At 60.2% G+C, this 23,805-nt stretch carries 26 protein-coding genes; 16 read left to right on the forward strand and 10 right to left on the reverse strand.

The window, feature by feature from the left end; genetic code table 11:
• The first annotated feature begins 86 nt into the window (after positions 1 to 86).
• The 5 genes from M2366_RS11160 to M2366_RS11180 all read left to right on the forward strand — a co-directional run bounded on the left by M2366_RS11160 (position 87) and on the right by M2366_RS11180 (position 6,579).
• A complete protein-coding gene (locus tag M2366_RS11160; RefSeq protein ID WP_259269753.1) occupies positions 87 to 1,862 on the forward strand; it encodes an ATP-binding protein in 1,776 nt (591 codons plus the stop codon).
• Between the two features lie 88 nt (positions 1,863 to 1,950).
• Complete coding sequence (locus tag M2366_RS11165) at positions 1,951 to 3,309, forward strand: sigma-54 dependent transcriptional regulator (protein ID WP_259269754.1); 1,359 nt, start codon at positions 1,951 to 1,953, stop codon at positions 3,307 to 3,309.
• Positions 3,310 to 3,589: 280 nt separating this feature from the next.
• The gene (locus M2366_RS11170) at positions 3,590 to 4,579 is read left to right on the forward strand and encodes a TRAP transporter substrate-binding protein (RefSeq protein ID WP_042041582.1); all 990 of its coding nucleotides are present in this window, start codon (positions 3,590 to 3,592) and stop codon (positions 4,577 to 4,579) included.
• Positions 4,580 to 4,633: 54 nt separating this feature from the next.
• Positions 4,634 to 5,170 (forward strand): TRAP transporter small permease, encoded by a 537-nt coding sequence (locus M2366_RS11175; protein WP_259269755.1) that lies wholly within the window; start codon positions 4,634 to 4,636, stop codon positions 5,168 to 5,170.
• Positions 5,171 to 5,175: 5 nt separating this feature from the next.
• Entirely contained in the window at positions 5,176 to 6,579 is a 1,404-nt protein-coding gene (locus tag M2366_RS11180) for a TRAP transporter large permease (RefSeq protein ID WP_259269756.1), read from the forward strand.
• 88 nt (positions 6,580 to 6,667) lie between these two features.
• Here the strand turns inward: M2366_RS11180 and M2366_RS11185 are convergent, their stop codons facing one another.
• Entirely contained in the window at positions 6,668 to 7,369 is a 702-nt protein-coding gene (locus M2366_RS11185) for a ParB-like protein (protein ID WP_224432042.1), read from the reverse strand.
• Between the two features lie 160 nt (positions 7,370 to 7,529).
• On the opposite strand from M2366_RS11185, the gene M2366_RS11190 reads away from it, so the two are divergent.
• Entirely contained in the window at positions 7,530 to 9,134 is a 1,605-nt protein-coding gene (locus tag M2366_RS11190) for an ABC transporter substrate-binding protein (RefSeq protein WP_259269757.1), read from the forward strand.
• A gap of 148 nt (positions 9,135 to 9,282) precedes the next feature.
• Positions 9,283 to 9,609: a hypothetical protein gene (locus tag M2366_RS11195; protein ID WP_259237934.1), complete on the forward strand. Its 327-nt coding sequence runs from the start codon at positions 9,283 to 9,285 to the stop codon at positions 9,607 to 9,609.
• Positions 9,610 to 9,725: 116 nt separating this feature from the next.
• On the opposite strand, the gene M2366_RS11200 is transcribed toward M2366_RS11195, so the two are convergent.
• Both M2366_RS11200 and dusA read right to left on the reverse strand, forming a co-directional pair.
• The gene (locus M2366_RS11200; protein WP_259269758.1) at positions 9,726 to 9,881 is read right to left on the reverse strand and encodes a hypothetical protein; all 156 of its coding nucleotides are present in this window, start codon (positions 9,879 to 9,881) and stop codon (positions 9,726 to 9,728) included.
• A 2-nt stretch (positions 9,882 to 9,883) separates the two neighbouring features.
• Positions 9,884 to 10,933, reverse strand: a complete 1,050-nt coding sequence (gene dusA, locus M2366_RS11205) for a tRNA dihydrouridine(20/20a) synthase DusA (protein ID WP_259269759.1) — start codon at positions 10,931 to 10,933, stop codon at positions 9,884 to 9,886.
• Between the two features lie 640 nt (positions 10,934 to 11,573).
• Here dusA and zur point away from each other — a divergent pair.
• From zur to M2366_RS11220, 3 genes are read left to right on the forward strand one after another with little or no spacing between them, the layout of a single operon-like run.
• On the forward strand, positions 11,574 to 12,032 hold the full coding sequence (gene zur, locus M2366_RS11210) for a zinc uptake transcriptional repressor Zur (protein ID WP_042041928.1): 459 nt from the start codon (positions 11,574 to 11,576) through the stop codon (positions 12,030 to 12,032).
• Positions 12,022 to 12,483 carry a chemotaxis protein CheX gene (locus M2366_RS11215; RefSeq protein WP_042041590.1) on the forward strand — a complete coding sequence of 154 codons (462 nt, stop codon included), beginning with the start codon at positions 12,022 to 12,024 and terminating at the stop codon, positions 12,481 to 12,483. Before zur ends, M2366_RS11215 begins: the two co-directional genes overlap by 11 nt.
• 5 nt (positions 12,484 to 12,488) lie before the next feature.
• Positions 12,489 to 12,716 carry a hypothetical protein gene (locus M2366_RS11220; RefSeq protein WP_259269760.1) on the forward strand — a complete coding sequence of 76 codons (228 nt, stop codon included), beginning with the start codon at positions 12,489 to 12,491 and terminating at the stop codon, positions 12,714 to 12,716.
• Positions 12,717 to 13,000: 284 nt separating this feature from the next.
• Here M2366_RS11220 and brnQ read toward each other — a convergent pair whose 3' ends face one another.
• Together brnQ and M2366_RS11230 are read right to left on the reverse strand one after the other, a co-directional pair.
• Positions 13,001 to 14,263, reverse strand: coding sequence for a branched-chain amino acid transport system II carrier protein (brnQ, locus tag M2366_RS11225; protein ID WP_259269887.1), 1,263 nt, complete (start codon positions 14,261 to 14,263; stop codon positions 13,001 to 13,003).
• A gap of 235 nt (positions 14,264 to 14,498) precedes the next feature.
• Entirely contained in the window at positions 14,499 to 15,209 is a 711-nt protein-coding gene (locus M2366_RS11230) for a tRNA1(Val) (adenine(37)-N6)-methyltransferase (protein ID WP_259237928.1), read from the reverse strand.
• Positions 15,210 to 15,328: 119 nt separating this feature from the next.
• Between M2366_RS11230 and srmB the strand changes: the two genes are divergently transcribed.
• A complete protein-coding gene (gene srmB / locus M2366_RS11235; protein WP_259237926.1) occupies positions 15,329 to 16,552 on the forward strand; it encodes an ATP-dependent RNA helicase SrmB in 1,224 nt (407 codons plus the stop codon).
• Positions 16,553 to 16,772: 220 nt separating this feature from the next.
• On the opposite strand, the gene yaaA is transcribed toward srmB, so the two are convergent.
• The 3 genes from yaaA to tapT are packed head-to-tail and all read right to left on the reverse strand — an operon-like array spanning position 16,773 to position 19,733.
• A complete protein-coding gene (gene yaaA / locus M2366_RS11240) occupies positions 16,773 to 17,546 on the reverse strand; it encodes a peroxide stress protein YaaA (RefSeq protein ID WP_259269761.1) in 774 nt (257 codons plus the stop codon).
• 34 nt (positions 17,547 to 17,580) lie between these two features.
• Positions 17,581 to 18,690, reverse strand: coding sequence for a PilT/PilU family type 4a pilus ATPase (locus M2366_RS11245; RefSeq protein WP_259237923.1), 1,110 nt, complete (start codon positions 18,688 to 18,690; stop codon positions 17,581 to 17,583).
• An 8-nt stretch (positions 18,691 to 18,698) separates the two neighbouring features.
• Complete coding sequence (tapT, locus tag M2366_RS11250) at positions 18,699 to 19,733, reverse strand: type IVa pilus ATPase TapT (protein ID WP_224432034.1); 1,035 nt, start codon at positions 19,731 to 19,733, stop codon at positions 18,699 to 18,701.
• A 39-nt stretch (positions 19,734 to 19,772) separates the two neighbouring features.
• Between tapT and M2366_RS11255 the strand changes: the two genes are divergently transcribed.
• From M2366_RS11255 to M2366_RS11275, 5 genes are all read left to right on the forward strand, one after another.
• Positions 19,773 to 20,474 carry a YggS family pyridoxal phosphate-dependent enzyme gene (locus M2366_RS11255; RefSeq protein WP_224432033.1) on the forward strand — a complete coding sequence of 234 codons (702 nt, stop codon included), beginning with the start codon at positions 19,773 to 19,775 and terminating at the stop codon, positions 20,472 to 20,474.
• A 106-nt stretch (positions 20,475 to 20,580) separates the two neighbouring features.
• Positions 20,581 to 21,405 carry a pyrroline-5-carboxylate reductase gene (gene proC, locus M2366_RS11260; RefSeq protein ID WP_259269762.1) on the forward strand — a complete coding sequence of 275 codons (825 nt, stop codon included), beginning with the start codon at positions 20,581 to 20,583 and terminating at the stop codon, positions 21,403 to 21,405.
• A gap of 13 nt (positions 21,406 to 21,418) precedes the next feature.
• Positions 21,419 to 21,970 (forward strand): YggT family protein, encoded by a 552-nt coding sequence (locus M2366_RS11265; RefSeq protein ID WP_042041603.1) that lies wholly within the window; start codon positions 21,419 to 21,421, stop codon positions 21,968 to 21,970.
• Complete coding sequence (gene yggU, locus M2366_RS11270; RefSeq protein ID WP_259269763.1) at positions 21,970 to 22,272, forward strand: DUF167 family protein YggU; 303 nt, start codon at positions 21,970 to 21,972, stop codon at positions 22,270 to 22,272. The genes M2366_RS11265 and yggU overlap by 1 nt, the downstream gene beginning before the upstream one ends.
• A 21-nt stretch (positions 22,273 to 22,293) precedes the next feature.
• A complete protein-coding gene (locus tag M2366_RS11275) occupies positions 22,294 to 22,710 on the forward strand; it encodes a DUF4426 domain-containing protein (protein ID WP_042041605.1) in 417 nt (138 codons plus the stop codon).
• A 72-nt stretch (positions 22,711 to 22,782) separates the two neighbouring features.
• On the opposite strand, the gene M2366_RS11280 is transcribed toward M2366_RS11275, so the two are convergent.
• Together M2366_RS11280 and hupA are read right to left on the reverse strand one after the other, a co-directional pair.
• On the reverse strand, positions 22,783 to 23,208 hold the full coding sequence (locus M2366_RS11280; RefSeq protein ID WP_042041606.1) for a hypothetical protein: 426 nt from the start codon (positions 23,206 to 23,208) through the stop codon (positions 22,783 to 22,785).
• A 102-nt stretch (positions 23,209 to 23,310) separates the two neighbouring features.
• Complete coding sequence (hupA, locus tag M2366_RS11285) at positions 23,311 to 23,583, reverse strand: nucleoid-associated protein HU-alpha (RefSeq protein ID WP_005305063.1); 273 nt, start codon at positions 23,581 to 23,583, stop codon at positions 23,311 to 23,313.
• Positions 23,584 to 23,805 lie beyond the last annotated feature (222 nt).

Below are 23,805 nucleotides of genomic sequence, written 5' to 3' on the forward strand. Positions count from 1 at the left end.
TGTTGCCCCCATCACACTCTGTCATCGGCGTCGCCCTGTCTCATCCCAAGGCAGGTTAAGATGATGCCAACCTAAGGAAGGGCATGATGAACAATGGAAGTCGGGGCCTGCTGATCGGCCTCTGGGTCACCTTGATGGTGATGATCGCCTTCACGGCGCGCCAATGGGGGCTGGAGAGCCTGCGCCAGCAGGCACAGCTCGACAATGAACGGCTCGCGGGGCAGCTGCTGGGCGAGCTCGACAAGTACCGTCGCTTGCCCGCCCTGATCGCCACCCGCAGCGAGCTCAAACAGACCTTGCTGCTGCAGTTTCCTCCCTATCGCCTCCACCCCCTGCTGGAGCAGTACAACGAGATCCTGGGGACGGATGCCATCTATCTGATGACGGAGCAGGGAGAGGTGCTCTCCGCCAGTAATTGGCGGCAACAGGACAGCTTTGTCGGTGACAACTACCACTTCCGCCCCTATTTTCGCCAGGCGATGCAGGGTAAACCCGGCAGCTACTTCGCCCTGGGTCAACGGTCGGGGCGGCGCGGCTACTACTTCTCCTATCCGGTCCAGGATGGCGATCGCCGGCTCGGGGTCGTGGTGGTCAAGGTGGCGCTCTCCCTGATCGATGAGCGCTGGGCCCGCAGCGATCTCGACTACCTGCTCACCGACGAATACGGTGTCGTCTTCTTCGCCTCTCAGCCTGACTGGCTCTATCGCCCCCTGGTTCGGCTCGATCAGGCAACCCGCCACATTCTGGCCGAGGAGCGTAAATATGGGGACAAACTGGGCGCCCCCTTGAGCGATCTCGCCTCCCTCGGCCTGCTGCGCAGCCAGAGCGAGTGGCACTGGGGCCAGGGCTATCTGTTCACCGGCACCGCCATGCCGACTGCCGGCTGGCACCTCTATACCCTGGAGCCACTCCATGACTTGCGCCCCATCATCGCCAAGGCCCTGGCCAGCTTCACCCTGGTCTCCCTGCTGCTGCTGATGATCTGGCTCTACTGGCGCCAGGTACTGCTCGGTCGCGCCCGGCTGGCCCGGCTCAACAACTTGCTGGAGCACAAGGTCAACCAGCGCACCAAGGCCCTCTCCACCAGCAACCAGGACTTGGTCGCCACCCTGGACAAGTTCCGTCAGACCCAGCGAGAGCTGGTCGATACCCAGGAGCAGCTGGTACAGACCGCCAAGCTGGCCCTGCTCGGCGAGATGTCGGCCGGGATCAATCATGAACTCAACCAGCCCCTGGCCGCCATGCGGGCCTATGGCGAGAATGCCTTGCAGCTGCTCGACCAGGGCCGTCTCGATAGCTGCCGCGACAACCTGCTGCAAATCAATGATCTAAACCACCATATGAGCGAGCTGGTGGCCCGCTTCAAGGTGTTCGCCCGCAAGGGAGAGCAGCGGCTGCAGGCGGTGGCGCTGCAACCCGTGGTTCACGCCAGCCTCTCCCTCTTGCACGGCCAGATGATCAAGCAGGGAGTGCTGGTCGAAACCCGCCTGCCCAGCGAGCCCCTCTATGTGCGCGCCGATGCGGTCCAGCTCGAACAGGTGCTGGTCAACCTGCTGCACAATGCCCTGCAGGCCTGCGCCAGCAGCGGCCCTCCCCGGGTCTGGCTCGAGGTGGAGAGCCGGGCGGAGCAGGTGAGCATCGCCGTCATCGACAATGGCCCCGGCCTCCAGGTCGAGGCCAGACAGCTGTTTGCCCCTTTCTATACCACCAAGTCCCAGGGGCTGGGGCTGGGGCTGACCATATCCCTGCGCATCATCACCGCCTTTGGTGGCACCCTGGACGCCACCAATGACCCAAGAGGCGGAGCCCGCTTCACCATCACGCTGCCCGCGGTTGACCCCAGCCTGAGGAGTCCCCTGTGAAGCAGACTTGCTCCTGCCATGCTGCTGCGCTCACCCTTCGCCATCTCACCCGCACAGCCCGGGCCACAGCGCCCTCAAGGAGGCCGACATGAACCAGATCATGCTGATCGACGATGAACACCACCTGCGTCTCTCCCTCGGCCAGACTCTGGAGCTGGCCCAGTGGCAGGTCACCACCTTCGCCAGCGCCACCGAGGCGCTGCCTCACATCAAGGCGCAGTGGCCCGGCATCATTATCAGCGACATCAACATGCCCGGCATGAACGGCATCGCCCTGCTCGAGGAGATCATGGGCCGTGACCCCGAGCTGCCGGTGATCCTGCTCACCGGTCATGGGGATATCTCGACGGCGGTGCAGGCCATTCGCCTCGGCGCCTACGACTTTATCGAGAAGCCGTTCGGCACCGAACAGTTGCTGGAGGTCGTGCGCCGCGCCTGTGACAAGCGGCGTCTGGTGCTGGAAAACCGCGAGCTGCGCAGCGAGTTGGAGGCCCAGAGCGGGCCGGGCCCCAGGCTGCTCGGCACCCACCCGGCCATCAAGCGGCTGCGCCAGATCCTCACCCACATCAAGGATGCCCCCGCCGACGTGCTCATCATGGGTGAGACGGGGTGTGGCAAGGAGTTGGTCGCCCGCTTCCTGCACGATCACTCGATACGGGCCGCCGAGCCCTTTGTCGCCATCAACTGCGGCGCCGTGCCCGAGACCATGATAGAGAGCGAACTGTTCGGCTTCGAGGCGGGCGCCTTCACGGGCGCCCAGAAGCGACGGGTCGGCAAGATAGTCTGGGCCGACAAGGGCACCCTCTTCCTCGACGAGATTGAGAGCATGCCCATGGCGCTGCAGATCAAACTGCTGCGGGTACTGGAAGATAGAAAGGTCGAGCCACTCGGTACCAACCAGCTGATCCCGCTGGATATCAGGGTACTGGCCGCCAGCAAGATGGATCTGAAAAAACTGGTCGAGCAGGGCACGTTTCGCGCCGATCTCTATTACCGGCTCAATGTCGTGAGGGTCGATATCCCCCCATTGCGGGAGCGCAAGGAGGATGTGCCCCTGCTGTTTGAAAACTTCCTGCGGGTGGCGGCGACCCGCTATCAGCTGGCACCGCCGCGCCTTGGCGCAGAGCAGCGCGCCTGGTTGTTGGCCCACGACTGGCCGGGCAATGTGCGCGAGCTGCGCAACCTGGCCGAACGCTGCGTACTGATGGGGGAAGAGGGCGCCTTTGCCGATCTCAGCCTGGGTTGCGAGGCCCTGACCCTGGCCGAGCAGGTCGACCGGTTCGAGCGCATACTGCTGACCGACACCCTCAGCCAGCATCGCGGTCGCCTGAAAGAGGTTCAGGAGGTACTCGGCCTGCCCCGCAAGACCCTGTACGACAAGATGCGTAAATATGGCCTCGACAAACAGGATTACAAACTCGGAGACGAGGCCAGCGAGGGGGTATAACGCTCCCAGGCCGCACTGCCAGTCGGTACGCCCTGGCTGAAGGCCCTGCCTCAGCGCGTCCAGGGGCGGATCCCAACCTCGATCTCCTGCGAGAATTGGCGAAACCCCACCCATGCCAGCAGGGGGATGGGGGGATTGCCACCCCTTTTCGCGGCGCACTCATCTCGCCCCCGGGCCGCCACGGCCCGGCCCTTCTGAAATGTTGCGGAAATGTTGCCATTGGCACGCAAGTTGCCTTGTTGAGTGGGAATGCACTGACCCACACACAAGGATGAACACAATGACATTCAGAACCCGCGCCCTGACCGCCGCCCTCACCCTGGCCCTCGGCATCTCGACGGCCTTCGCCGCCCCCATCGAACTCAAGTTCTCCCACGTGGTGGCGGACAACACCCCCAAAGGCCAGATGGCAAACCACTTCAAGCAGTTGGTGGATGAGCGCCTCAAGGGACAAGTCGAGGTCAAGGTCTATCCCAGCTCCCAGCTGTTCGGTGATGGCAAGGAGCTCGAAGCCATGCTGCTCGGTGACGTGCAGATGATCGCCCCCTCCCTCTCCAAGTTCCAGAAATACACGGATCAGCTGCAGATCTTCGACCTGCCCTTCCTGTTCAATGACATGGCCGCCGTCGACCGATTCCAGCAGGGCAAGGAGGGCCAGGCCATGCTGGGCTCCCTGGAAAAATATGGCCTGGTGGGTCTGGGCTACCTGCACAACGGCATGAAGCAGATCTCCGCCAGCAACCCCCTCAAGACCCCGGCCGATGCCAAGGGCAAGAAGTTCCGCATCCAGACCTCGGACGTGCTGGCCGCCCAGTTTGAAGCCATCCAGGCCGTGCCGGTGAAGAAACCCTTCGCCGAGGTGTTCACCCTGCTGCAGACCAAGGCCATCGATGGCCAGGAGAACACCTGGTCCAACATTTACTCCCAGAAGTTCTTCGAGGTGCAGCCCTATATCACCGAGACCAACCACGGGGTGCTGGATTACCTGATCGTCACCAACGCCGACTTCTGGAACGGCCTGCCAGACAATGTGCGTAGCGAGCTCAAGAAGGCCCTGGACGAATCGGTCACCTTCGGCAACAAGATTGCCGCCGAGAAAGACAGCGAGGACAAGGCCGCCATCTTCGCCTCCGGCAAGAGCCAGCTGATCACCCTGACCGATGCCGAGCGCAGCCAGTGGGTCGAGGCCATGAAACCGGTCTGGCAGCAATTTGAAGGGGCCATCGGCAAGCAACTCATCGACGCCGCCGTCGCCGCCAATCAGCAGTAAGGAACCAGAAGGCCCCTGCCAGCAAAGGGTAGGGGCCCTCTCAGGGACGATCCTATGAAAAAACTCATTTATCAGCTGGAGGAGACCATCATAGGTCTGCTTCTGGTCAGCACCACGCTGCTGGTCTTCATCGAAGTGGTACTGCGCTTCTTCTTCGACACCGGCCTGCTCTGGGCCCAGGAGCTGACCCTCAACCTCTGCGCGTGGATGGTGCTGTTCGGCGCCTCCTGGGGGGTGAGAGTCGGCGCCCATATCGGGGTAGATGCCTTCATCAAGGTGCTGCCCGGCCATTGGCAACGCCGCCTCACCCTGCTGGCCGTTGGTCTGTGTCTGCTCTACTGCGGTTTCTACTTCTATGGCGCCTGGATCTATCTGACCAAGCTCAAGATGATCGGCATAGAGATGGAGGATCTGCCCATTCTGCGCTGGCAGGCCATGAGCATTCTGCCCATAGGCCTGGCTTTGCTGTTTTTCCGCTTCCTCGGGGTCGGTGTCATGGTATGGCGCGGCCAGATGCAGGGCTTTGCCCTGGCCGATGAGGCGCGCGAGAGCATGCACCTCATCGACAACGATCCGCATCAGAAGGTATAAGCACCATGGCAACCCTGACCCTGTTTACCCTGCTGATCCTCACCATGTTGCTCGGCATGCCCATCGCGGTGGCCCTCGGCCTCTCCAGCGTGGCCACCATATTGCTCTTCTCCAACGACTCCCTCGCCTCCCTGGCGCTCAAGTTGTTCGAGGCGACGTCCGAGCACTACACCCTGCTCGCCATCCCCTTCTTCGTGCTGTCGTCGGCCTTCCTGTCGACCGGTGGCGTGGCCAAGCGGATCATCAACTTCGCCATGGACTCCGTCGGTCACATCCGTGGTGGCCTCGCCATGGCTTCCGTCATGGCCTGCATGCTGTTTGCCGCCGTGTGCGGCTCCAGCCCGGCGACCGTGGCCGCCATCGGCAGCATCGTCATCGCCGGCATGGTGCGCTCCGGCTATCCCCAGGCCTTTGCCGCCGGGGTGATCGCCAACGCAGGCACCCTGGGGATCTTGATCCCCCCCTCCATCGTCATGCTGGTCTATGCGGCGGCGACCGAGGTATCGGCATCGCGCATGTTCATGGCGGGCTTCCTGCCCGGGCTCATGATGGGGGGCCTCATCATGGTGGTCATCTATGTGGTGGCTCGCATCAAGGGCCTGCCGAGCCAGCCCTTCCCGGGGGTCATCACCCTGCTTGGCAGCGGTGGCAAGGCCCTCGGCGGCCTCTTCCTCATCATATTGGTGCTGGGATCCATCTACGGGGGAGTTGCCAGCCCGACCGAGGCCGCTGCGGTGGCGGCAGTCTACGCCTTCTTCATTGCCGTCTATGGCTATCGCGACATAGGACCGCTCAAGGGGATCCCCTGGCGCAATCCGGGGGAGTCTCTGGCTGCCGCCAGCCTGCGCAATCTGGTACTGTTGCCGCTCTCCCTGCTCAAGTCTCCCTTCAACGGGGAGGTGGGCCATGTGGTGCGCGATGCCGCCAAGGTGAGCATCATGCTGCTGTTCATCATCAGCAATGCCATGCTGTTCGCCCACGTGCTCACCTCCGAGCGGATCCCCCATGCCATCGCCGAGACCATCATCGCCTGGGGTCTGCCTGCCTGGGGCTTCCTCATCGTGGTCAACATCTTGCTGCTGCTGGCGGGTAACTTCATGGAGCCCTCGGCCATCGTGCTGATCATGGCGCCCATCCTGTTCCCCATTGCCATGCAGCTGGGCATAGACCCCATCCATCTGGGGATCATCATGGTGATCAACATGGAGATAGGGATGCTGACGCCCCCTGTGGGGCTCAACCTGTTCGTGACCGCGGGGATCACGGGGCAGAGCATGGGCTGGGTGATCCGCGCCTGCCTACCCTGGGTCGGTTTCCTGCTGCTGTTCCTCATGCTGATCACCTATGTGCCGCAGATCAGCCTGTTCCTGCCCGAATACCTGGATGGCCCCAGTCTGCCGGTCCCCTGATAGCCGTGCTCGCCCCCATGCAAAGCGCCACCCTTGAGGTGGCGCTTTTTATCGACGCGGATCTGCCCGAGGCGTGGATCAGGGCAATTCAGCTACGTGCGGGCTTGGTACTGCACTGCTTGCCAGGGTAGCCGGGCAGCGCATCGGCGCCGCGACTGCAGGCAAGCCGCTTTGCCTGCTGCAAGCTGGCCGCCAGGTTGGCTTGATTGATGGGCTGCCACTGCATCTGCTGACCCAGCCAGCTCGCCCAGGCGAACTCGACGAAATAGACCCGCTTCTCCTTCTGGAAATAGCCGGCATCCTGCAGCAGACCCGCCAGGGTACGGTAGGGGTAGTCAGGCAGTGAACCTATGCGGGTCGGCAACTGCTGGGGAGTAAGGGGTTGCCCCTGCTCATTCTTGAGCCAGGCCCAGTGATTGTTCTGCATCTGACTCCAGAAGGAGTCCTTGTCTTGCAGGCGGGCAATGACCTTGACCCTCGCCTCCTTGACCCCCGACTGCCACAGCGCCGTGGTGAGGTGATGCCTGTCCACCAGCCAATAGCCACCATCCGGGGCAATGACGATGGGGATCTCCTTCTTCTTCATCAACTTGTCGAGCTGTTTGGCTGACTTGCCCACCAGCTCGCGCTCTGTCTCATCCACCTGCAGCTGGCCGACGCCCGCCTGGGTCGGATGCAGCTTGGCTATGCTCACCTGGCACCAGCTTCCCACCGGGCTGCTCGGCTGACAGCTATCCAGTGCCCAGGCGCCCTGGCTCAGCAACCCCGCTAATAACCACCCTAGTCTCATCCTCTTCCCCCACCCCATACTGTTCACCCCCGAAAAGGGTCCATAAGAGCCTTGGTGACCGCTAGCGGTCTGACCAGCATTGGGGATATCATGTTTCCCCAACAACAGGCGAGCATTTATCGCCGACTTTTCTCCTCGCCTCACATTTAAGGATCCGACCATGACGCTATGGCGCCCCTTGCTGTTACTGCTGACCGTGGGCACAGCCCAGGCCGCCGATGTGCCATCCGCAGCCAAGCTCGCCGCCGAGCAGACGGTGGTACGCCACCTCAAGGATGAGCCCAGCAGCCTGAGCCCCCTCAAGCTGGTCGGCTTGCCAGAGTTGCAGGTGGTACGGGACTTGTTCGAGGGATTGCTGACCCAAGGGGCCGATGGCAGCGTCCAGCCAGGGGTGGCCCAGCACTGGCGCAGCGATGATAACCAGCACTTCCTGTTCGAGCTGCGCAAGGATGCCGCCTGGTCAAACGGGGACCCGGTCACCGCCAGCGATTTTGTCTACAGCTGGCGCCGCCTGGTCGACCCCAAAGAGGCCGCCACTTTCGCCTGGTTCGCCCAGCTGGCCCATTTCGAGAATGTAGACAAGATAGTGGCCGGTGAACTGAGCCCCGACCAGCTCGGGGTCGAGGCCGTCGGTGACCACACACTCAAGGTGACCCTGTCTCAGCCGGTGCCCTACTTCCTCAATCTGTTGACCCACCCCAGCCTCTCGCCCTTGCATGAGGCCAGCATAGTGCGCGAGGGCAGTGCTTGGACCCAGCCCGGCAAGCTGGTCGGCAATGGCGCCTTCATACTGGCCGATCGCGTGGTCAACGAGCGGCTCGATCTGCGGCCCAATCCCCACTACTGGGACTGGGCCCACACAGTGCTGACCAAGGTGACCTTCCTGCCCATCAATCAGGAGAGCGCGGCGACCCAGCGCTATCTGGCCGGGGATATCGACATCACCGAATCCTTCCCCAAGGAGCAGTACGCCCGATTGATCAAGCAGATCCCGGCCGAGGTATACACGCCGGAGCAGCTCGGCACCTACTACTACGCCTTCAATACCCGCCAGGCGCCCCTCGATGACGTGCGGGTCCGCAAGGCGCTCTCCTATGCCATCGACAGGCAGCTCATCGCCAGCAAGGTGCTGGGTACTGGGGAGAAACCGGCCTACCACTTCACCCCGGATGTGACTGCCCACTTCACCCCCAAGCCAAATACGCTCTCGACCCTGAGCCAGCCTGAACTCGACGCCGAGGCCAAACGGCTGCTGGCCGAGGCGGGTTATGGCCCGGCCCATCCTCTGGAGCTGACTCTGCTCTACAATACCGCCGAACTGCACAAGAAGCTGGCCCTGGCCATCGCCAGCATGTGGAAGCAGAAACTCGGCGCCAAGGTGCAACTCACCAATCAAGAGTGGAAGAGCTATCTCGACAGTCGCCAGCATGGCCAGTTCCAGGTGATCCGCTCCTCCTGGGTCGCCGACTACAACGACCCTTCCGCCTTCCTCGAACTGTGGCGCAGCAGCAACAGCGGCAACATGGCCCGCTTCGCCAGCCCCGACTACGATGCCCTGCTCGATCAGGCATCGCGCAATACGGTCCAGGCCAGCCGCAGCCAGCTGTTCGACCAGGCCGAGGCCCTGTTGCAGGAGCAGGCCCCCATCGCCCCCATCTACCAGTACACCAATGCCAGACTGATCAAACCCTGGCTCAAGGGGTACCCCATCAACAACCCGGAAGATGTGGCCTACAGTCGCCAGCTCTACCTGCTTGCCCACTAAGCCGCCCCACCCGGTGGCCGCCACAGCGTGGCCACCGGGTGGGACAGACCCAGGTGCCAGGTCTCGTCATCTTTGTCCTGTACCCGGGCAACATTACCCCATAAAATAAGTACTAATCAGCAACTTAGTGATAGTTTACTCAGCCAACATGCCACGCATCCTCCTGCTTTTATCCCTGTTCAGCCCCTTGGCGCTGGCTGTCACCCATGCCGCCCCCCAAGAGAATAAAGAAGACGCGTGCCGTCAGGCCTTCCAGCACTGGATGCTGAATCAGCAGCAAGTGTTCAGCGATCGCAAGGCGAGCAAGCAAGATCGCCGCCAGGCGGAGCGCGCCATCGACTTGGTCCGCGCCGAATATGAGAAGGGGGAGAGTTTCTGTCAGAGCATGGCCCTGGCCAAGCAGAGCAATGGCGCCGACCCCCGCTTCAAACCCAGACGCGGCGAGATCCATGACTTCATCCCCGATCAGGGCTGAGCCCATTTAACCGCCGATCTGCCTCCTCCCCATACAGCACTGATCGCAGCGCGCCAGCCTGGGTTGGCGGCAATAAAAAACCCCGCTCAAGGCGGGGTTTGTCTGCGTGCTGGCACTTAATCGAAGAAGTGATCCCGGTGCAAGCCAAAGACCAGGGCGGCGCCGAGTAGGTAGAGGGCACTCAACTTGATGCCGAGGATAGCCATCATGCCGACACAGAGGCGTACCAGCCCCTTGTGCAGCCAGGATCCGGTGAAGCGAGAGCCATTCATCTTCACAGCACCCCTTCGGCGCGATATTCCGGTACCTTGGCCATGGCATCCAGCACCACCTGAATACCCGCTCCCGGCTTGCAGGCGTTCTCGCTCAGATGGCGGCGCCAGGCCCGGGCACCCGGCATGTTCTGGAACAGCCCCAGCATGTGGCGGGTCACATGGGAGAGATAGTTGCCCTTGGCCAGCTCCTGCTCTATGTAGGGGAGCATCATGTGCACCACTTCATGGCGGGAGGGCATGGAGCCTGTCTGGCCAAACAGCTGGCGGTCGACGTCGGCCAGGATGTAGGGATTCTGGTAAGCCTCGCGACCCATCATGACCCCGTCCACCTGCTGCAGATGATCGAGGGTCTGCGCGAGGGCGTTGACCCCCCCGTTGAGGGCAATGGTCAGCGCGGGATAGTCTCGTTTGACCCGATAGACCCGCTCATAGTCCAGAGGCGGGATCTCCCGGTTCTCTCGCGGGCTCAGACCACTCAACCAAGCCTTGCGGGCATGGACGATGAAGGTGTCGCAACCGGCATCCCGCACCTGTTCGATGAAGGCCTGCAAAAACTCGTAAGAGTCCTGATCGTCGATGCCGATCCGGGTCTTCACCGTCACCGGAATATCTACCACGTCGCGCATCGCCTTGACGCAGTCGGCCACCAGTGCCGGTTCCCCCATCAGACAGGCCCCGAAGCGGCCGTTCTGCACCCGATCCGAGGGGCAACCCACGTTCAGGTTGATCTCGTCATAGCCACGCTGCTGGGCGAGTTTGGCGCAGTGAGCCAAGTCTATCGGGTTGCTGCCTCCCAGCTGCAAAGAGAGCGGATGCTCCTGCTCGCTGTACCCCAGATAGTCACCCTTGCCATGAATGATGGCGCCCGTGGTCACCATCTCGGTGTAGAGCAGGGTCTGACTGCTCATCAGGCGATGAAAATAACGGCAGTGCCGGTCGGTCCAGTCCAGCATGGGGGCAATCGAGAATGTCTGGCGGTGGCCAGGCTTGCCAGATATGGCCTCAGAGCCTGATGTCACAAGGTTTTCACTGATTTGTTGCTGCGTCATTTACGGGTGTTTCCAGACATTTGTTGATTGAACCTGCCCCCTATCTGCCCCCACCATGTCATGGGGCAGCTGTACTCCACGAGGTATCTATGGTCGGCGACACAATAGAAAACCTCAGACCAGCAAAGGCGAATTACGCTATCGCGGTACCGTCAGGGAACATAAGGGCGAAGCGGCAGTATACCGGGAATCCCGGACCTTTGGCAGACAGTCCGACGCCAAGAGCCGGAGAATGCAGATAGCAGCGTCGGCACCGTCTTTGGCTCGCTGTGTGGCGTCCTTATCCAGGGCTTGCTCCAGACCTGCATCCACGTCGACGACACACTCAGCGCCTGGTGGATCAAGATCATCATCGGGGTATTGTTGTTCAGCTTCATCGGCTTGCAACCCATGTTGATGCTGTTTTCGGCACACAGGAAAGCCAACAAACCGAGTCCGCTCACCCGAAAAGCCCGGCCGCCGGGGTCAGTGACGGATAACCCTGATGGCCTGCGCCAGTTGGCCCTGTCGCAGGCCAGTCGAAGTGACGCTGACCTCGCCATCCTCAGGACGTGGCACTCATCACAAAATCAATTTTGACGCCACGCGCGAAGAGGCCCTATGTTAGTATCCGCAGACGATACAGGGCATTAGCGTGATCATGAATCAAGACCAACTCCTACAAGCCGCCGAGCGTCTCTGCCAACAACGAGGCATCCGCTTTACTCCGACCCGACGCCAGGTATTTCGCCTGCTGGCCGCCCATGGCAATGCCATCAGCGCCTATGATCTGCTGGCCCAGTTGCAGAAGACCGAGGCCAATGCCAAGCCGCCGACCGTCTACCGAGCCCTCGATTTCCTGCTCGATCAGGGCTTCGCCCACAAGGTTGAGTCCCTCAATGCGTTTATCTTCTGCTGCCATTTCGACCATGCCCACCCCATGCAGTTGCTGATCTGCGATCGCTGCGGCGATGTGGTCGAATTGCATGATGATGCCATCGACCATGCATTCTCCGAGCAGGCCCGCCAGCATGGCTTTACTATTACCAATAAGACCATTGAGGCTCACGGACAGTGCGTCCGCTGCGTGCCTCCTGTAGGAAGTCAACATGAAGGCTGATTTTGTCAATCCGTTCCTGCTCTCCCTACTCAATGTGCTCTCCACCATGGCTCAGCTTGAACTGACCCCCGGCAAGCCCAAGCGCAAACTCGACGAACTGGCCCGCGGTGATGTCTCCGGCCTCATTGGCATGGTCGGTCCCCAGACAAGGGGCTCGCTCTCCATCAGCTTCGAGAAGGGACTGGCACTGGAGATCATGCGCCGCATGCTGGGGGAAGCCCCGACCCATATCAACGAAGAGGTCACCGACATGGTCGGCGAGATCACCAACATGGTCACTGGTGGCGCCAAGCGGATGCTGGGCGAAAAAGGCTATGAGTTCGACATGGCCACCCCGGTGATCGTTTCAGGCCCGAATCACACCATCACCCACAAGGCGGATGGCAGCAAGATCATGATGCCGTTCGAATCTGAGTATGGCCGGGCCACCATCGAAATCTGCTTCGAGTAACGACCATGTGGACACTGTTGAAGTGGTTTTTTATCGGTTGGGTTCTGCTGCTGATCCTCTCGGATATCGAACTCAGCACCTCCATCTATCGCTACCAGGATAACAAGGTGGACATCGCCTTCCCCCGCTGGGAGGGCAAGCACCCCTGGGCCACCTTCTCCTGGCACGCCGGCGAGACGCGGTTCCACTGGTATGGGTTGGATGGCAAACCACTGCCCGCAGATAGCCTCTAGTCTCCCTGGCCAGCAGGTCAGTCCTAGCAAACATGCATCACAGCAAAGGCCAGCATCGCGCTGGCCTTTTTCATGGTGCCCGGCGGTGCAGAGCCTGCGCTCCCGGGCTGGATGCTCAGCCCTCTAACCCGTATCTCCCGATGACATAGCCTGGTGCGCACATCGAGGCGTCGCCGTAAGATACAAGCCAGGGATCAGGGCTGCGGCAGGCTCAAGACGGTGATACCGCGAAAAGCAAAAAGGCCAGCAGCAGCTGGCCTTTTTCAATGGTCACATCCGGGCAATCAAGCCGCGTCTGCCACCAGCTTCTCATTGCCACGCACCATGACACCCAGACCGCAGGCAACCAGGGTTGGCAGCAACCAGGCCAGTCCCTTGTCAAACAGCGGCAGGAAGGCGAAGGAATCCATCTTCATGCCGGCGGCGCCCAGGCCATCCAGGCAACCGAACACGAAGGCCACGGTCAGCACCAGACGGAATGTCAGGCGGGGGCGACCGAAGTAACCCTTCAGGAAAGTCACCAGTACCAGGGCAACGGCGACCGGGTAGATAGCCACCAGCACAGGGATGGAGAGGCTGATCAGCTGAGCCAGACCCACGTTGGCCACCAGGGCACAGGCAGCCCCCAGAATGACCACCAGCTTGCGGTAGCTCATGCCGGTGAGATTGTGGAAGAAGTCGGCACAGGCAGAGATCAGGCCCACCGCGGTGGTGAAGCAAGCCAGGGTGATGATGCCAGCCAGAATGTACTGACCCGGCTGACCAAACAGGCTCAGCACATAGGCGCTGACGATGGCGCCACCGTTGCTGGCATCTGTGGCGATACCGCCTGCCGTATTACCCAGCTGGAACAAGGAGATATAGACCACGGACAGACCGATGGCAGAGATGACACCGGCGATGGCCAGATACTTGAACTGGCTCTGGTAGTCATGGATGCCCTTCTTGCGCAAGATGTCGACGATCAGGGCGCCGAACATCAGGGAGGCCAGGGTATCCATGGTGTTGTAACCCTCCAGGATCCCCTTGACGAAGGCATCATGCTGGTAATCGGCAACGGCGCTCGGCATGCTGCCCTGGGGCGCCACGAATACCCCGACTGCCAGAACGATCAGCAACAACATCAGCACCGGGGTCAGGAACTTGCCGATGGCATCCATCAGTCGGCCCTGATTGAGGGAGACCAGGATGGCAACACCGAAGAAGGCGATGGTATAGGCCATCAATCCTTGCGCGCCCATCTCACCCAGGAAAGGCTTGAGACCCATCTCGTAGGCAACCAGACCGGTGCGGGGAGCGGCGAAGGCCGGGCCAATGATGATGTAGATGGCAACCGCCAGTGCGGTGGCAATGCCCGCTGGCAGCAGCTTGGTCATGCCGGCCCAACCGTTGCCAGCCTTGGCAACGGCCAGGATGGTGATCAGCGGCAGGCCAACGGCGGTGACCAGGAAGCCGAACATGGCCAGGGTCATGTTCTCGCCAGCGAGGAAGCCCGCCAGGGGCGGGAATATGATGTTACCGGCGCCCAGATAGAAGGCGAAGGTCATAAAGCCTAATCCGAGTACATCGGACAATGTCAGTGATTTCGTCAAGTTCAACCTCGTCTGTCTTGTAAACTATTGCTTGTTATAGTTTTTTATTGGTCATTGCCTGGGTTGTTCCTGGGCAAAAAAAAGGAGCCCCGCTTGTTTTTTCAGCATGACCAGTGGTTTTAGCTGGTCTGGCGCGGGTGCTCATTTAAGTGTCAGCATAATGATGTGAAAAAATAGTTCAAGACGAAATTTACATCTTCAAATAGAAGGGGGCGGTCAGTTGGATATATCTGTTGGAATAGCCGCCATCAGCAGAATGGATCACAATCTCACCCCGTTCACACCTGTTTAATTCTCTGCTTAGTTGCAGTAAAACACGATTTGCCGCTTTTCCCTCCCTGGTGATAACAGCTACATAACAAAGTTCATGCAGATCATAGTTCGGCAAAACGGATATTATTTCATCAGCAAACGCCGTCGGCAGCACCATGGCGACTCGTCCCCGGGGTGACAGCAAACGGGAGCAGGCATCAAGCAGGTCCCGACTATCGAGTGCTCCTCTGTGCCTCGCCTGGGCCCTGGCGGGATCCACAAAAGGCTGACCCGCGCCAAAATAGGGGGGATTGGAGACGATGAGGTCATAGGGCTCTGCCTCATGCTGCTGTATGGCGCCCCCTTGCATCTGCACCCGGGCGGACCAGGGCGAAGCCAGCACATTCTCCCGTGCCTGAATGACCGCCTCTTTGTCGAGCTCCACCCCGGTTATCTCGCAATCAGGGTCACTGCGCTGGGCCAGCATCAGGGCGATGAGGCCGCTACCGCTGCCGATATCCAGTGCCCGTTTCACCCCATCGAGCGGCGCCCAGGCACCGAGCAAAATGCCATCCGTTCCCACCTTCATGGCGCAGCGGTCATGGTCGATATGAAACTGTTTGAAGGTAAAACCGCGGCTTCGGCCCATATGGCCCCCCACTCTGGGTAAAAAGGGTCGGCGATTATAGCCAGTTCCCGTCGCCAACCATAGGAGACGACGACATAATCGCCTATAATCTGCCGTTTCCTTAATGACCGAGCATTGCCATGAGCCAATCCTTTGATGATTTCGACCTGAATCCCGCCCTCAACCGGGCCCTGGCCGAGATGGGGTTTACCCGCCCAACCACCATTCAGCAGATGGTGCTGGAACCCGCACTGGAGGGTCGTGACATCCTGGCCTCGGCACCGACTGGCACCGGCAAAACGGCCGCCTTCCTGTTGCCTGCCCTGCAGCATCTGCTCGACTTCCCGCGCCGCAAGCCGGGCCCCTGCCGCATGCTTATCCTGACCCCGACCCGCGAGCTGGCCTTGCAGATCACCGCTCATGCCAAGGCCCTGGCCGTGCACACTCACATCAGTGTCGAGACCATTATCGGTGGCGTCAGTCATGATGAGCAGCTGCCTGCCCTGACCAAGACCACCGACATCGTGGTCGCCACCCCGGGACGCCTGCTCGAATATATTGAGCGGGAAGAGTTCGAGGGGCACGACATCGAGATACTGGTGCTCGATGAAGCGGATCGCATGCTGGACATGGGCTTCATCAAGGATGTGAACCGCATCGTCGAAGAGGCCCGCTATCGCAAACACAGCATGCTCTTCTCCGCCACCCTGGAAGGGGCCGGTCTCACCAAGTTTGCCAACGAGATCCTCAAGGATCCGGTCGAGCTGCATGCCGAGCCGCCGCGCAGCGAGCGCCGTCCCATCACCCAGTGGGTGCATCTGGCCGATGACGCCAACCACAAGCTGGCGCTGCTGATCCACATTCTGAAAGATCCCGAAACCCAGAAGGCCATCGTCTTCGTGCGCACCCGTGAGCGCCTGGCCGAACTCTCCGGCCAGTTGCAGGCGGCTGGCATCTCCTGTGCCTGGATCCGTGGTGAGATGGAGCAGAGCAAGCGCATCGAGTCGATCCGCAAGTTCCACGCGGGGGAAGTCCCCTTCCTCATCGCCACCGACGTCGCCGCCCGCGGCATCGACTTGCCCAACGTCAGCCATGTCATCAACTACGACATGCCCTACGGCACCGACGTCTATGTCCACCGCATCGGCCGTACCGGTCGCGCCGGCAACCGTGGTTGCGCCATCAGCCTGGTGGAAGCCCATGACATGGCCATCGTCGCCAAGATTGAACGCTACACCGAGGAGCGCCTCAAGCGCCGGGTGATCGACGAACTGCGCCCCAAGCACAAAGAAGCCCGGGTGCCGGTGAAGAAGAAAAAACCCAAGGATGCCAAGAAGAAGTCGGCGAAGAAGAAAAAGAAGTAACCAGGCGCCCGCTCACAACGGCCATCTTCGGATGGCCGTTTGTTTTTCTGTGCCCCGAGGAACCGGGTCTTGCCGGGTGCAGTGTCAGGAACATGCTGCAATGGGTGGCGAACAGGCAGAAAAAAGCCGACGCATAAACGTCGGCCAATAAAAAGTGCTTACAACAGAGGATTCACATATTCAGACCCGGGGTCTGGTGATTGGTTCCCCCTTAATTCAATTAATTTCCCGAACGTTTAAACATCAGGGTGCGTTCGTCCGACTCCTCCGCCACGAAGCGGTAACCATTGCTATCAAAACCGGTCAGCTGTTCGACCCGGGTCAGGCGGTGCTTGATGATGTAGCGGGCCATCATGCCCCGTGCCTTCTTGGCATAGAAACTGATGATCTTGAACTGGCCATTCTTCTCATCCTTGAAGACGGGAGTCACTATCTGGCCGCTGAGCACCTTGGGACGCACCGACTTGAAATACTCATCAGACGCCAAGTTGATGAGCACCCCATCCCCCTGCGCCGCCAGCGCACCATTGAGCTGCCTGGTAATGATGTCGCCCCAAAACTGGTAGAGATCTTTGCCGCGCTCGTTGTCGAGCCGTATCCCCATCTCGAGGCGGTACGCCATCATCAGATCCAGAGGACGCAGCACGCCGTACAGGCCGGACAGCATGCGCAAATGCGCCTGCGCGAACGTGAAATCCCCTTCCTCGAAATCCTCCGCGGCCAGCCCGGTATAGACATCCCCCTTGAACGCCAGAATCGCCTGGCGGGCATTGGCCGGCGTGAAATCCGGCTGCCACTCGGCAAAACGAGCGGCATTGAGGCCGGAGAGCTTGTCGCTGATCTTCATCAGGCTGGCTATCTGAGCCGGGCTCAACTGCCGGGCCCGCTCGATCAGATGGGCGGAGTGATCCAGCAATTCGGGTTGGGTGAAGCGGGAGGTCGCCAGCGGCGACTCGAAATCCAGCGTCTTGGCCGGGGAAACCACAATCAGCATAACGATCCTATCTCAAGGGAGGGGCCCCAGGCCCCTAATCATCTACGGTTACGCCCTCCAGCGTACCAGAATCCAGAGGATCCTTGCCCGATAACTTGATCTGCAGGCGCAAGTCATTGGCGGAATCCGCGTGGGCCAACGCCTCCGCGAGGCCGATGCGGCCTGCCATGAATAGCTGGAAGAGTCCCTGATCGAAGGTCTGCATGCCCAGCTCGGTCGATTTGGTCATCACCTCCTTGAGGCGATGCACTTCTCCCTTGCGGATGATGTCGGTGATGATGGGAGTATTGAGCATCACCTCGAACACAGGGCAGCGCCGCTGGCCATCGAGGGCAGGCAACAGCTGTTGGGCAATGATGCCTCTCAGGTTGAAGGAGAGATCGAACAGCAGTTGACGATGCTTCTCGGGCGGCACCAGATGCAGGATGCGATCTATGGCCTGATTGGCATTGTTGGCATGCAGGGTCGCGAGGCAGAGGTGACCCGTCTCGGCAAATTGCAGTGCGAACTCCATGGTCTCCTGACTGCGGATCTCGCCGATGAGGATGACGTCCGGTGCCTGACGCAAGGAACTCTTGAGGGCGGCATCGAAAGAGGCCGTATCAATACCCACCTCCCGCTGGGTGATGAGGCTGCGGCCATGCTGGTGCACGAATTCCACCGGATCCTCCACCGTCAGGATATGCCCATCGCTGTGCTGGTTGCGATAACCAATCATGGCCGCCTGGGTAGTGGTTTTCCCGGTTCCCGTCGCCCCGACAAACAACACCAGCCCCCGCTTGGCCATGCCGATCTCTTTCAGGATATCGGGCAAGCCCAGCTCCTCAAACGTCGGGATCCGGGTCTCGATACGGCGCAGCACCATGCCCGGCAGGGCCTGCTGCCAGAAGGCGCTGACCCGAAATCGCCCCAGCTCAGGTCGGTGAATGGCGTAGTTTGCCTCCTGGGTCGCCATGAAATGCGCGAGATGCTCCGGGCTCAGGGTCTCCCGGATCAAGGCAAGCACCTGCTCCTCATCGAACACCCTATCTTCGAGGGGGTGCAGGTGACCGTCTACCTTGACCATGGGGCGACTGCCCACTGTGATGAACAAATCCGAGCCTTGTCGCTCGACCAGCTGTACCAACAACATCTCGAGTTTCATAAGCGCTCCTAGATAGAATTGGGATCCACCGCCTTGGCCTTGGCATCCAGGGAGGCCACTGTCCCGCGTCCCACCAGCTGCTTGAGGCTCTGATCCATGGTCTGCATGCCGTGCACCATCCCTGTCTGGATAACGGAGTAGAGCTGGGCCACCTTGTCTTCACGGATAAGGTTACGCACCGCCGGTATCCCCAGCATGATTTCGTGGGCAGCGACCCGTCCGCCCCCAATGCGCTTGAGCAGCGTCTGGGAGATAACGGCTCGCAGTGACTCGGACAGCATGGATCGCACCATGTCTTTCTCCGCACCGGGGAAGACATCGATGATGCGGTCTATGGTTTTGGCCGCCGAGGAGGTGTGCAGGGTGCCGAACACCAGATGACCGGTCTCGGCCGCCGTCATGGCGAGGCGTATGGTTTCCAGATCGCGCATCTCCCCCACCAGTATGATGTCCGGATCCTCCCGCAGCGCTGAGCGCAGGGCATTGGAAAAACTCTTGGTGTCCCTGTGCACCTCACGCTGGTTGACCAGGCAGCGCTTGTTTTCGTGCACGAATTCGATGGGATCCTCGATGGTGAGGATATGGTGATGGAAGTTCTCGTTGATGTAATTGACCATGGCCGCCAGGGTGGTGGACTTGCCCGAGCCGGTTGGCCCGGTCACCAGCACCAGACCCCGTGGATATTCGGCAATCTTCTGAAAAATATCGGGGGCATCGAGCTCTTCCAGACTCAACACCGTGCTGGGGATGGTGCGGAACACTGCGCCAGCGCCGCGGGATTGCTGGAAGGCGTTGACCCGGAAGCGTGCCATGTTGGGCACCTCAAACGAGAAATCGACCTCAAAATGCTCTTCCAGTTCCTTGCGCTGATGGTCGTTCATGATGTCATAGATAAGGGCGTGCACTTCCCGCTGATCCAGGGCTGGCAAATTGATCTTGCGCACCTCGCCATCAACCCTGATCATCGGTGGCACACCGGCCGAGAGGTGTAGGTCCGAGGCATTATGTTTTACACTAAAGGCCAATAACTCTGTGATATCCATAGACTTGTCATTCTCCCATCACAAGATCGTTAACGAAATATGAGCCAGATTTTCCAACAGCTTATTCAGGTCAGGAAACGCATTCAGCTGGCCGCCGACGCGGCCGGACGGCACCCTGACCAGATCCGCCTGCTCGCGGTCAGCAAGACCAAACCCCTCGCGGCCATCCAGGATGCCTATGGTGCCGGACAGCGCTGTTTCGGTGAATCCTATGCCCAGGAAGCTTGCAGCAAGATAGACTCACTGCGCGACCAGGCGGGCTATGCCGATATAGAATGGCACTTTATCGGCCCCTTGCAGTCGAACAAGTCCAAGCAGGTGGCAGAGCGATTCGATTGGGTGCAAAGCGTCGATCGAGACAAGCTGATCGAGCGGCTTTCTCGGCAGAGACCGGCGCAGCTTGCGCCGCTAAATATCTGTCTGCAAATCAATATTAGCGGAGAGAGCAGCAAATCCGGTACTTCGGAACAAGAGATTTTCCGGCTGGCCCAGTTGGTCAATCAATCCGAACGCCTGGTGTTGCGCGGTCTGATGGCCATACCGCAGCACACTCAGGATCACGCCGTCTTGGCACAACAGATGCTGCGCATGCAGGCTCTGTTCACCCGGCTTGCGCAACAATATCCCACGGTCGATACCCTCTCGATGGGCATGACAGAAGATCTGGAGCTCGCCATCTTGCACGGCAGCACCATGGTCCGGGTCGGCACCGCCATCTTCGGTGCCCGCGACTACCCCTGACAGGCGCCCTGGAACATCATTCACCGGAGAGCCTGACGCCTGGTCACCTGAAAAATGGGGCTCATTGCTGCGTCAGGCCCACAGACATCATCAGCAGGAGAGCTTGATGCAACACAGAACCATCGCCTTCATCGGGGCGGGTAACATGAGCCGCAGCATCATAGCCGGCCTTCATCAATCGGGTTATCCGGCAGACAGGATCCTGGCCGCCAACCCCAGCCGTCCCAAACTCGATGCGCTGGTCCAGCAATTTGGCATCGGTGTCAGCCAGGATAACGCCGAGGTCGCCAGAATGAGCGACGTCATCGTACTGGCGGTCAAGCCGCAGCTGATGGCTGCCATGCTGGCGAATCTGGTCAGTGAATTGGGCTCATTGGAGGGCAAGCTGCTCATCTCCATTGCCGCCGGCATCAAGGTCGATCGCCTCTGCGAGATGGCTGGCGGTCATCACCGCATCATCCGCACCATGCCCAACACCCCCTCCCTGCTGGGCTTGGGCATGACAGGCCTCTATGCCCCTGCCGCCATAGCCTCCGAGGATCGCCACTTTGCCGAGCAGTTGATGCAATCGGTCGGCAAGACCCTCTGGGTCGAGCAAGAGTCCGGCATCAATGGCGTCATCGCCGCCGCTGGCAGTGCCCCTGCCTACTTCTTCCTGTTTATGCAGGCCATTGCCGAACAGGCCGAGGTCATGGGCTTTAGTCCGGAGCAGGCTCGTTTGCTGGTGCAGCAGACTGCCCTTGGCGCCGCCGCCATGGTAGAGCAAAATCCTCAGCTGTCGCTGCAAAGCCTGCGTGAACAGGTGACCAGCAAGGGCGGCACCACGGCCGAGGCCATTCGCACTTTCCAGGAGCAAGGCTTGCTGCCGCTCACCGCCAACGCCATGCAGGCTGCCGTGACCCGCGCCGCCGAGATGGAAACCCTCTTCTAAATCAGGAGTCCAGATGAACACTGCTTATTTTTTGATTAACACCGTCTTCGATCTCTACCTCATGGTGGTACTGCTGCGCGTCTGGTTGCAGTGGGCGCGGGCCGATTTCTACAACCCCATGAGCCAGATGGTGGTCAAGCTGACCAACCCGCTGGTGGTGCCCATGCGTCGCCTCATCCCGAGCCTGGGTAGCCTGGATCTCGCCTCGGTGGTGTTGGCTCTGCTGATAGCCTTCGCCAAGCTGGCCCTGCTCAAGGCCATGAACGTCATGGTCGCCGACTGGTTGACCCTCGGCCTGTTCGCCCTGCTGACCGTGCTGAAAAAAGCGGGCTCCATGATCTTCTGGATCCTGCTGATCCGCGCCATCCTGAGCTGGGTCAGCCAGGGTCGCAACCCCATCGAATACGTGATGCATCAGCTCACCGAACCCTTCCTCGCCCCCATTCGCCGCATCTTGCCGGCCCTCGGCGGTCTGGATCTCTCCGTCCTGGTCGCCTTTATCGGCTTGCAGGCCGTAAACTATCTGTTGGGGGATCTGTTTGGTCAGCTGTGGTGGATGATCTGATGCCTGCCGTCGCCTGGCAGAATGATGCACTGGTGCTGCACCTGGTCATTCAACCCAAGGCGAGCCGGGATCAGATAGTGGGCCTGCATGGTGAGGAGCTGAAGGTGGCCATTACGGCACCGCCGGTCGATGGGCAGGCCAATGCCCATCTCATCAAGTTTCTGGCCAAGCAGTTCAGGGTCGCCAAGGGGCAGATACGGCTGCTGCGGGGCGAACTGGGTCGCCACAAGACGGTGGCGATCGACGCGCCCAGGCAGATCCCGACCGAGATAGCCGCGCTGATCCCTGCGGCTCCACGCTAATTCGATGAGAAGGATGACACGATGAAAACAGCATGGGTTTGCCTGTTGGCCCTCCTGATGACGCTGCCGCTGCGAGCGGAGCAGATGCAGGCACTCGGTCCCTGGCAGGTTCACTACAACGCCTTCAACTCGAGCTTCCTCACTCCTGAGGTCGCCAAGGCTTATGGCTTGGAGCGCAGCCGTTACAACGGCATCCTCAACATTGCGGTGCAGGACAAGAACGGCAAGGCGCTGGCGGCGGGCCTGACCGGTGAGGCCAAGAACCTGACTGGCACCCTTCGCACCCTCAGCTTCCAGCAAGTGAAGGAGGGGGATGCCATCTACTATCTGGCCGTGCTGCCTTATCGCAATGAAGACACCTACCAGTTCACCATCAATATCATGGCGGACGGTCGGCAGGAAACGCTCAAGTTCCAGCAGACCTTCTACGTGGACTGACCCGCTGGCCACAGATGACGGGCAACAAAAGGGGCATCAGTTGATGCCCCTTTTTCTATCATGTTCCTGCCATCAAGGCTCGGGATCGACGAACTGCAGCTCGGGAGAGTGGGAGGTGAGCACATCGGCGCAGTAGTCCCAGGTCGAGATACGGTAGTGCTGAATGTCATCATCCAGATGCAGGCCATCGGATTCCTGATGGAACCAGCTGGCAAAGCGCGACGGCGTGATGAGCTGGATCTGCTCTTCGATGCTGTGACTCTCTTTCCCCTCCGCCAGATCGCAATCCTCCATCACCCGCACCGCCAGGATATGGCGAAAGTGCACGCGGCACAGGATCAGAGGAGGCAAGTCGATACTGCGCGCGCGGCCCAGCACCACGGTCAAGGAGTCACCCCAAATATCCTGATGCAGTTCGGCAACCACAAGACCCGGGGGAAGTTGACGGGACGGAGCCCAGGGGACGGCAACCTGCCGAATGGCGTTTTTCTGTTCCATCGTCTACCTCCACTACAGCGAGCTGTATAACTTGAGTGTATCCGAAACGAAAAGCGGTGACAGCGGGAAGAAAAAACCCGGCGAGCGCCGGGTTTTGGGAGATTACTTGACGGCGTCTTTGAGCGCCTTGCCGGCCACAAAGGAGGGCACGTTCGCGGCAGCAATCTGGATCTCTTTACCGGTTTGCGGGTTGCGACCGGTACGGCCAGCGCGATGGTTCACCTTGAAGGTACCAAAACCTACCAACTGGACTGCATCACCTTCTTTCAGGCTCTGGGTGATACCGTTGATGATCTCTTCCAGGGCCACTTTAGCCTGAGCTTTGCTCAGATCCGCTTTGGCGGCAATTGCATCGACAAGTTGAGCTTTGTTCATAACATTTCCTTTATGATCGGGCATTTAGCACTTGGTCACTCTATGCAAAAAAAAAGACTCAGGCAAAGGCTTTATCCAGACGGCGGACTCAAATGCTGGGCTTTTCATCAAGAAGTGCGAAAAAAGTCACAGATCCAGCCAGGGTACGGCTTATTCTGACCACAGCAGCACCAAAGATGAGCAGACCATGGAAGGTGCTTGTCACAGTCCCCCCGGATGAGG

Source organism: Aeromonas sp. BIGb0405, assembly GCF_024807335.1.
Lineage (GTDB): Bacteria > Pseudomonadota > Gammaproteobacteria > Enterobacterales > Aeromonadaceae > Aeromonas > Aeromonas rivuli.

Bases quoted from the DNA above. Each gene is read 5' to 3' on its own strand.
- M2366_RS11160 (WP_259269753.1), top strand. From the start codon at position 87: ATGAACAATGGAAGTCGGGGCCTGCTGATCGGCCTCTGGGTCACCTTG.
- M2366_RS11165 (WP_259269754.1), top strand. From the start codon at position 1,951: ATGAACCAGATCATGCTGATCGACGATGAACACCACCTGCGTCTCTCC.
- M2366_RS11170 (WP_042041582.1), top strand. From the start codon at position 3,590: ATGACATTCAGAACCCGCGCCCTGACCGCCGCCCTCACCCTGGCCCTC.
- M2366_RS11175 (WP_259269755.1), top strand. From the start codon at position 4,634: ATGAAAAAACTCATTTATCAGCTGGAGGAGACCATCATAGGTCTGCTT.
- M2366_RS11180 (WP_259269756.1), top strand. From the start codon at position 5,176: ATGGCAACCCTGACCCTGTTTACCCTGCTGATCCTCACCATGTTGCTC.
- M2366_RS11185 (WP_224432042.1), bottom strand. From the start codon at position 7,369: ATGAGACTAGGGTGGTTATTAGCGGGGTTGCTGAGCCAGGGCGCCTGG.
- M2366_RS11190 (WP_259269757.1), top strand. From the start codon at position 7,530: ATGACGCTATGGCGCCCCTTGCTGTTACTGCTGACCGTGGGCACAGCC.
- M2366_RS11195 (WP_259237934.1), top strand. From the start codon at position 9,283: ATGCCACGCATCCTCCTGCTTTTATCCCTGTTCAGCCCCTTGGCGCTG.
- M2366_RS11200 (WP_259269758.1), bottom strand. From the start codon at position 9,881: ATGAATGGCTCTCGCTTCACCGGATCCTGGCTGCACAAGGGGCTGGTA.
- dusA (WP_259269759.1), bottom strand. From the start codon at position 10,933: ATGACGCAGCAACAAATCAGTGAAAACCTTGTGACATCAGGCTCTGAG.
- zur (WP_042041928.1), top strand. From the start codon at position 11,574: ATGAATCAAGACCAACTCCTACAAGCCGCCGAGCGTCTCTGCCAACAA.
- M2366_RS11215 (WP_042041590.1), top strand. From the start codon at position 12,022: ATGAAGGCTGATTTTGTCAATCCGTTCCTGCTCTCCCTACTCAATGTG.
- M2366_RS11220 (WP_259269760.1), top strand. From the start codon at position 12,489: ATGTGGACACTGTTGAAGTGGTTTTTTATCGGTTGGGTTCTGCTGCTG.
- brnQ (WP_259269887.1), bottom strand. From the start codon at position 14,263: ATGACCTTCGCCTTCTATCTGGGCGCCGGTAACATCATATTCCCGCCC.
- M2366_RS11230 (WP_259237928.1), bottom strand. From the start codon at position 15,209: ATGGGCCGAAGCCGCGGTTTTACCTTCAAACAGTTTCATATCGACCAT.
- srmB (WP_259237926.1), top strand. From the start codon at position 15,329: ATGAGCCAATCCTTTGATGATTTCGACCTGAATCCCGCCCTCAACCGG.
- yaaA (WP_259269761.1), bottom strand. From the start codon at position 17,546: ATGCTGATTGTGGTTTCCCCGGCCAAGACGCTGGATTTCGAGTCGCCG.
- M2366_RS11245 (WP_259237923.1), bottom strand. From the start codon at position 18,690: ATGAAACTCGAGATGTTGTTGGTACAGCTGGTCGAGCGACAAGGCTCG.
- tapT (WP_224432034.1), bottom strand. From the start codon at position 19,733: ATGGATATCACAGAGTTATTGGCCTTTAGTGTAAAACATAATGCCTCG.
- M2366_RS11255 (WP_224432033.1), top strand. From the start codon at position 19,773: ATGAGCCAGATTTTCCAACAGCTTATTCAGGTCAGGAAACGCATTCAG.
- proC (WP_259269762.1), top strand. From the start codon at position 20,581: ATGCAACACAGAACCATCGCCTTCATCGGGGCGGGTAACATGAGCCGC.
- M2366_RS11265 (WP_042041603.1), top strand. From the start codon at position 21,419: ATGAACACTGCTTATTTTTTGATTAACACCGTCTTCGATCTCTACCTC.
- yggU (WP_259269763.1), top strand. From the start codon at position 21,970: ATGCCTGCCGTCGCCTGGCAGAATGATGCACTGGTGCTGCACCTGGTC.
- M2366_RS11275 (WP_042041605.1), top strand. From the start codon at position 22,294: ATGAAAACAGCATGGGTTTGCCTGTTGGCCCTCCTGATGACGCTGCCG.
- M2366_RS11280 (WP_042041606.1), bottom strand. From the start codon at position 23,208: ATGGAACAGAAAAACGCCATTCGGCAGGTTGCCGTCCCCTGGGCTCCG.
- hupA (WP_005305063.1), bottom strand. From the start codon at position 23,583: ATGAACAAAGCTCAACTTGTCGATGCAATTGCCGCCAAAGCGGATCTG.